The following is a 7,660-nucleotide window of genomic DNA, read 5'->3' on the forward strand; positions in this document are numbered from 1 at the left end:
CTAACTCCTAACTCCTAACTCCTAACTCCTAACTCCTAACTCCTAACTCCTAACTTTTAAAGTTCCGCCCGAATCGTAAAAGCATAGTCTCCTCCAGGCTCTAGCTGATAATCTTGTTGCTCCAAAAATCGACCGAGGGGTTCTTTGATTAAGGCGCGGCCTTGGGAAGGCTTGACGGCAAGTTCTCCCCGGCGAAAATGCCACTGGAAATGCCACTCAAACTCACCCGCATTCACTTCGCCTTCTAGGAAGCCGTGTTGCCAGGATTGGCGGGTAATTCTGACATGGGCAATGGTTTCTGGCAGACGTTTTGCACTCACAATGCTTTATGTCAAGTGTGGAATAACAGCCGATGATGTAGGCTACTTATTTTATTTACCAAACATATCTTAATTAGACAAACTGACAAAGTGGGTATTTGTAGTTGACTAGGTTGTGTTTATAAGTAAGATGACTTCAGCATCTTGAAGTTGCATCACCAATAGCGTAAGCAAGCTAGGCGTAGCGTCTTCTAGAGAAGCATTAGCGAGTTTTACTTCGAGGGTCATAGTTCGTCATAGAGATTGGAAAATAAATCAAACAAGAAATGCTAATTTTTTCGTTGCTTCTAGCGATCGCATTTTAACTACTGGTATATTTCAGGAATCGTTCTCTAGCTTAAATACCAAAATTAGCAGCGTCCAACACTCCTGTCAGAATTGTGTCACAGAAAGTCTTTATTGCGAAGCCCACAGTATATTTATGTCGCAAGATAGCTGTTTTTTGAATCTATATGTACTCCAAATGTTGGGCAAAAGTACCTGAAGCATACAATAAATTAGAAACTACAGATAAAAAGGTTTCGTGAATTACCCATAGACGCTTGTACGATCGGACAGTATTACAAGAACAACTACGTCAAACAGCAACGCCTAGAAAAACAGAGTGAATGTCTTGTGGAGTCTTCAGAATAAACGAAACAAGCGGCTTTTTATAACTTAGTAGTGCTAAGTGCATTTTCATAAAAAATTTTATAAATTTTGGTATGTTATTTTGGTTTTTCTGCCTAAATATTTTGTCAATAACGATTTAGATATAACTATGATTTATTACTATTTCTGTGATGATAAATCCCTAACTCAAGTAAGATGTGCGTTCACTCTTAAAATCGATATTATATTTATTAAATGTAAATTTTAGTTTACGTAATGAGGTAAGTAATGGCAATTCAATTGAAAGTTCCAGATATTAAAGGTGATGAGTGCGCCAAGAAAATAACTAAATCTATTCTGACTATGGAGTCTGATGCCAAAGTAGATGTAAACGTTGATACTAAAACTGTAACTGTAGATGCTGCGGCTTCTGAAGAGTCAATTAAACAGATGGTTCAATCTGCTGGTTATACTATAGAGGGTTATTAATTAAATTTCTAAATTTTCTAATAAATTTAGAGAAAATAATTTAACCAGCACAATTAATTAATGATATTTACGTCCGTTTTCCGGGCGTAAATATTAATAAGTTAGTCTACTTGATTGCAACTATTTCTCCTCTGAGAGCATGGCAAAAGGATATAAATATTGGTAGGCATCAATAAAAATTAAATTCACTTATCCTCAAGTCTAAGTACTAGGGAGGATTTCTAATGAATAACTAGCTGATAGATAATTGGGACAGAAAACTATAGCTAAAAGCATGGAAACCAAACAGCTAGGAAAAACTGGTATATTTGTAAGTGCGATTGGTTTGGGTGGTATGCCCATGTCAATTTCTAATCGTCCTCCCGAATCGGAATCAATCCAAGTTATTCATCGTGCTTTGGATTTGGGTATTACATTTATTGACACTGCGGACTCTTACTGCAAAGATGAGTCAGAAAAGCATCACAATGAGCAGCTGATTCACAAGGCACTTAGTAATTACAAAGGCGATCTTAGCCAAGTGATTGTAGCAACGAAGGGCGGATTGATGCGTCCCGATGGCAACTGGACAAGCAACGGCAATCCAGAACATTTGCGCCAAACAATTCGCGACAATTTTGAAGCGTTGGGTGGTGCTAAACCCATCGATGTTTGGCAATACCATTCTCCCGATACTAATTACACCATTGAAGAATCCCTTGCACCAGTTAAAGAAGCAGTAGAGGCTGGTTTGATTCGGTTTGTAGGAGTTTCTAACTTTTCCGTTGAACAAATTAAGCGGGCGCGGGATGTGGTGGATATTGTCTCGGTGCAGAATCAATACAGCCCTTGGCAACGACAGCCAGAAAATGACGGCGTATTAAAATATTGCGAACAGCAAGGATTGACTTTTTTACCTTGGAGTCCCTTTGGTGGTAGGCGTCGCCATCAGGGATTGCAAGATATTCCTGCGATCGCTAAATTAGCTCAAGAAAAAGGCGTGTCAGTGTACAATATCGTTCTGGCATGGTTGCGTTCCAAATCGCCCGTTATTTTGCCAATTCCTGGCGCTAGCAAGGTCTCTAGCATTGAAGACTCAGCACAAGCTATAAATGTGAAACTATCTGATGAAGAAGTGCAAAAAATTGATGGGGCAACTTAATAATTCATTAACTAACGTAGATTTAATGAAAGTTGCCAAAAATTAACGGGCCACGTTTAGTTAGTTTAAGACAGGGTAATCAATAATTTAAAATTCCAAGCCAACAGACTTTTAAAGAACTTTATCAACCCGGTTTATTAAAAAAACCGGGTTTTTTATAAAGTATGCTATTCCTTAAATGAAACTTGATGTAGTATTGCCATGTAAGTAATTCATCGAAAATTTATGCAGCCAAATTCTCTAACCAATAGGTCAAAGCAGATGATAAATTTGTTTGTTTTTTTGCTACTGGTTTCCTCATTTTGCTGGCAAAATTCAGTGAAGGTTCAGGCTCAGTCAAATAAGCCCATAGAGAAAATACATGATATTAGAAACACACCGCTTGCTAATGCGTGATTTTATAGAGGCAGACTGGCAGGCGGTTTTTACTTATCAATCTGATCCTTTGTACTTGCGTTACAACTACTGGACGCAACGCACACAGAAGGATGTTTGCGAATTTATCCAGATGTTTATCAATCAGCAAAAAGAGCAACCTCGGACTAAGTTTCAGTTAGCTATTGTCCTCAAAGAAGAAAATCGGCTGATTGGCAATTGTGGTATCCGTGTAAATGACCCGGAAATGCGGGAAGCAAATATCGGCTATGAACTAAATACTCAATATTGGGGACAAGGTTATGCAACAGAAGCAGCAGAGGCAATTTTAAAATTTGGCTTTGAAGAACTGGGAATGCATCGGATCTGGTCTTGGTGTGTTGCAGAGAATGTTGCTTCTGTAAGGGTATTAGAAAAAATTGGTATGCGTCGTGAGGGTCATCTGCGGGAAAAAGAGTTAATCAAAGGCAGATGGTATGACAACTTTCTTTACGCTATCCTTGACCACGAGTGGAAAGCAAAGTAATCCTGCTTCTATGAGCTACCTCAGAGACAATATCATAAATTACTGAGAAATTGAGGGTAAGACAAGTTCAGAGGGTCACAGACATGACCAACACTATCCTCAATTTCCAAACAGCTACGGGACACGAAGTATTAGCAGCAGCGGGTAAAAAATATCTCCGTCCTGGTGGACGAATAGCCACCGATAAATTATTTCAGTGGGCAAACTTTCAGCCTGGAGAGACAGTTTTAGAGCTAGGTTCTAGCTTTGGATATAGTGCGATCGCTTTAGCAAAAAGCTACCATGTCAAAGTAGTAGGCGTTGAAAAAAATCCTGATAGTGTAGCTTGTGCGCGTGCTAATATATGCGCTGCTGGGTTAGAAAATCAAGTCGAAATAATTGAAGGTAATATTTTCAACCTAGAGGCAATCTCAGGAAAGTTTGATTATGTATTGGCAGAAGCTATTCTCACAATGCAATCTCCATCGGGAAAAGCCAAGATTTTAGCTGAAATTCATAATCGGCTCAAACCGGGAGGTAAATTTCTCTCCCATGAACTGTTTGCCAGTGATAAAGAAGAACAAATTCATGCTGACTTAGCAAGAGTAATTCGAGTTAATTCTACACCACTTTCAGAATCCAACTGGATTACGGCTTTTGCAACAGCAGGATTGCAAGTAGAGAAATGCCAAACTGACTCAATGAATTTATTGAATTTAGGGCGGATATTTCAAGATGAAGGTTTTTTTAACACAACTCGAATTTTGTGGAATATTTTGACGCAGAGAGATATCCGCAACCGGGTTTTAGAAATTCACCAAGTTTTTCATAAATACCAACACGAATTAGGCTACATCATTTCGTGTGCGGTTGCCCAGTAAAATAATTTATTCACTAAAACCATCGCCTGATAAATACTGATAATCATTCAAGGATTATTAGCCTTGCTTACGGTTCATCATCCTAAAATACTATGACCAAAATCATAACTAGCCCATCTTTTATTACTCAACTACGAGAACAAATTGAATATCCCAACGCGGGAGTTTTCAGTAAAGTACTGCTGAAAGATAACGCTTGTCAATACACTTTATTTTGCCTAGCAGCTAACACTGATATTTCTGAGCATACCTCTATTCGGAATGCCACCATCAATGTAATTGAAGGCAGAGGTCTACTCACTTTATCTGGAGAAGATATTGTACTTGAAAATGGGATTTTTGTCTTTATGCCTGCGAACGCACCTCATGCCTTAAAAGCGGAAGAAAATCTGACATTTTTGCTCACACTTTCTGAGAAAGTCACAGATAAAAATTAGTTAATTATGGAGTCTAAAAAAATGCGATCGCTACTTTTAACTTTTGCTGAAAATTTAAATTTCTCTGAAACTCAGTTGGAAGAAATACTATCAAAACCTTTAACTGAAGTTCTCAATTTGCCTGCATTGCAACAAGAATTAAACAGCTTAGATACCAATTTACTTAAGGAAACTTTACCCACAGCAGGAGGAGTTTTAGCTAAGGAATTACCACCTTTTTACAACTGGCTAAAAAATGAGTTGGGAGTCAAGCGGGTTCCTGATAGTCCTGATCACACAACAACATGGGTAATTGGTTTTCTCCATAATCAAGAAAGTCTAACTCATTTAGTTGAGTTGCACCGTCCAGTACCTCGTCCGGCTTTAGAAGCTTCTATTCCCCGCTTGATAGGGATGTTTGAAGGTGTGGAAGACGCGCAAGTTCGGCAAGAATGGCAAAAAGCGATCGCAGTTCTATGTCTAGTTTTAGTTGTTGCTGCACGCGAACAAGATAGAGCAGCTGTAGCAGTCTAAATTGCTGGGCGTACATCTGTGTGCCCTGACTAATCTATATCTCCAGATGCGATCGCATCTAATTTATCAGGATCAAGTATGATAATCGTCCCACCCCGGCGATAAGCAATTACTAGCTTGAGACTTTTAATTAATCGCACACATTCTTCGTAAGTAATGCCGCTACTTCGAGCCATCCGATAATAAGATAATTTGACTTTTAAACATTCGCCTTGTGGACTAGATTCAGTTCCCGATTCAGCAGCAAAATATTGAATTAATCTCGCAAGGCGAACAATAGCTCTTTCAGAAACTAATCCGTGGACTGTTTCATGTAATTGCTGAATCCGACTGTTAAAAACCATCAGCATTCGTAAGGCAATTTCAGGGTTTTCTCCAATAGCTTTTAATAAAGCATCTCGCTCTACAGTGAGGATTTCACAATCAGATTCAGCAGTGACAGTTGCCGGAGAAATTCCATTTCCCAACAAAGCAGGAGCCGCAAAAATTTCCCCAGCAGTTAAGGCACGGAGAATTGTTTCTTTCCCCGTTGTTGCTGTTTTGGTAATTTGAATTGATCCACTGACAACAGCATAGAGTTGTGCTGGTAGGCGATCGCCTTCATGGAGAATAATCTCTCCTTTGCGATGGCGTTGCACCTGAGTGTAAGTTTGCAAACCGATCTTCTCTGCTGTTTTTAAACCTGCAAACACAATAATTTGCGAAAGTTGTTCCAGGGACGCTTGCATGATTAGCCTGATATTGCAAAGGCTGGACGATGATGAATCCAAGGGTTAGCCGCTTCTAATTGTGCTGCTAGGCTGATGATTGTGGCTTCAGCGGCAGGTTTACCAATTAGCTGCACACTGATGGGTAAACCCTTACTGTCAAAGCCGACAGGAATTGCGATCGCAGGTTGTCCAGTTGCATTTGCAGGCGGACAAGGGGCAACCCACTCAATAATATTTTGGAATGTCTCTTCTGGACTGAGCGAAGCCCATTCCCCAACGCGGATAGGTGAATGTAGATAAACTGGCAATACCAGCACATCCACGGTATCGAAAAACGCCACAATTTGCCGTGCCACTATCTGCATTTGGGAAACTGCTTGCAGGTATTCTCCAACGGAACCTGTACGTGCAAATAGCCAGCGATTCAATGGCTGCAAGGCTTCAACAGGAAGTCCTGATGCAGCTACCCCAGCTTGCCAAACGATTTGAAATGGTTCAACTAAACCGCTAAAATCTGGGGATTTTTGTTCAACGTGGTGGCCAAGTTGTTCTAATAACTGGATTGTTTGGCGGACACCTTGCTGACAGTTGGCGTCAGCTTCTCCCAAAGGAGAAATACTAGTGTCAAAGGCAATTCGCAAAGCGCCGAGTTTTGTCCCAGTTGCGGCGAGAAATGATGGTTCGGGATCTGGCAACCAGTAAGGATCGCCTGTCATGTAGCCAGATATGGCATCCAAAAGGGCAGCAGCATCAGCGACAGTCCGGGCGATTGGCCCGTTGACGGCAATTCCAGCGAGGCGTTCGCCTACGGGTGCTTTACTCACTCTGCCTCTGGATGGTTTAATTCCCACCAAACCACAACAAGCCGCAGGCCCCCGAATCGAACCACCACCATCAGAACCTTGAGCGATCGCACACAATCCCGCCGCTACCGCCGCCGCCGCGCCACCACTGGAACCGCCAGGGGTGTATTCTAAATTCCACGGATTTCTGGCTGGGGGAAAACCCGCAGGTTCACTGTAAGGAAAAGAACCTAACTCGGAAGTGGCTGTTTTACCAAGAATAGTAAATCCAGCTTGCTTAATTCTCGTTACAACACCATCATCATAATTAGGGATATTGTTCAGTAATGCCGGATTTCCATAAGTACACGTAACACCCGCTACAGCATTGAGGTCTTTAATAGAAATTGGCACGCCAAAAAATGGCGGTAGTTCTGAGGTAGTTGTTAATAATTCTGTTTTGGCTTTGGCATCTGCGATCGCTAATTCTGCCGTTACCGTAAAATAACTTCCTAATTGAGGATTTAATTGCCCAATCCGTTCTAAATATATTTCTACCAACTCTAGCGGTGATATTTCCCGGCGACGAATTAATTGCGCCAACTCTAGTGCTGGGGTAAATGCTAAATCAACTTCATTCATAGATTAGTGAATGGGTAATTTTGTCTTTCTCTGGGATTTTTAAACTGAAATTGTTACTTTAGCAGGATTTCCGGGAACTATACATTTTATAGCTCCTAAGATTTGTGACTCATTTAGGATGCTCAGATGCAATAGGCGTGGTTGTATTCTTACTCAAGCCATTTTAATTGTTTTGCATAAACTTTCGACAAATCCCTAAAGGGGTATTTATGGCTAACCTCAGAAATGTTGAATCCTAATACAAAACTTTACATATCTAGTTACACTAACTCTA

General features: G+C 40.6%; 9 protein-coding genes. 6 read left to right on the top strand and 3 right to left on the bottom strand.

Annotated features, from left to right (window positions below; all coding sequences use genetic code 11):
• Positions 1–56 precede the first annotated feature (56 nt).
• Positions 57–320, bottom strand: coding sequence for a DUF3146 family protein (locus tag RMX69_RS29210; RefSeq protein WP_118171445.1), 264 nt, complete (start codon positions 318–320; stop codon positions 57–59).
• Positions 321–1,199: 879 nt separating this feature from the next.
• Here RMX69_RS29210 and RMX69_RS29215 point away from each other — a divergent pair.
• From RMX69_RS29215 to RMX69_RS29240, 6 genes are all read left to right on the top strand, one after another.
• Positions 1,200–1,400: a heavy-metal-associated domain-containing protein gene (locus RMX69_RS29215; RefSeq protein WP_099104264.1), complete on the top strand. Its 201-nt coding sequence runs from the start codon at positions 1,200–1,202 to the stop codon at positions 1,398–1,400.
• A gap of 274 nt (positions 1,401–1,674) precedes the next feature.
• Positions 1,675–2,541 (top strand): aldo/keto reductase, encoded by an 867-nt coding sequence (locus RMX69_RS29220; RefSeq protein ID WP_322639522.1) that lies wholly within the window; start codon positions 1,675–1,677, stop codon positions 2,539–2,541.
• Between the two features lie 361 nt (positions 2,542–2,902).
• Positions 2,903–3,442 carry a GNAT family N-acetyltransferase gene (locus RMX69_RS29225; protein WP_289795805.1) on the top strand — a complete coding sequence of 180 codons (540 nt, stop codon included), beginning with the start codon at positions 2,903–2,905 and terminating at the stop codon, positions 3,440–3,442.
• 83 nt (positions 3,443–3,525) lie between these two features.
• The gene (locus RMX69_RS29230) at positions 3,526–4,302 is read left to right on the top strand and encodes an SAM-dependent methyltransferase (protein ID WP_289795806.1); all 777 of its coding nucleotides are present in this window, start codon (positions 3,526–3,528) and stop codon (positions 4,300–4,302) included.
• Positions 4,303–4,394: 92 nt separating this feature from the next.
• Positions 4,395–4,739: a cupin domain-containing protein gene (locus RMX69_RS29235; RefSeq protein ID WP_322639523.1), complete on the top strand. Its 345-nt coding sequence runs from the start codon at positions 4,395–4,397 to the stop codon at positions 4,737–4,739.
• Positions 4,740–4,760: 21 nt separating this feature from the next.
• Positions 4,761–5,252, top strand: coding sequence for a hypothetical protein (locus tag RMX69_RS29240; RefSeq protein WP_322639526.1), 492 nt, complete (start codon positions 4,761–4,763; stop codon positions 5,250–5,252).
• Positions 5,253–5,281: 29 nt separating this feature from the next.
• Here the strand turns inward: RMX69_RS29240 and RMX69_RS29245 are convergent, their stop codons facing one another.
• Complete coding sequence (locus RMX69_RS29245; protein ID WP_322639524.1) at positions 5,282–5,980, bottom strand: Crp/Fnr family transcriptional regulator; 699 nt, start codon at positions 5,978–5,980, stop codon at positions 5,282–5,284.
• 2 nt (positions 5,981–5,982) lie between these two features.
• A complete protein-coding gene (locus RMX69_RS29250) occupies positions 5,983–7,386 on the bottom strand; it encodes an amidase (RefSeq protein WP_322639525.1) in 1,404 nt (467 codons plus the stop codon).
• Positions 7,387–7,660: the final 274 nt, after the last annotated feature.

Source organism: Nostoc sp. EspVER01 (assembly GCF_034530635.1).
Taxonomy (GTDB): domain Bacteria; phylum Cyanobacteriota; class Cyanobacteriia; order Cyanobacteriales; family Nostocaceae; genus Nostoc.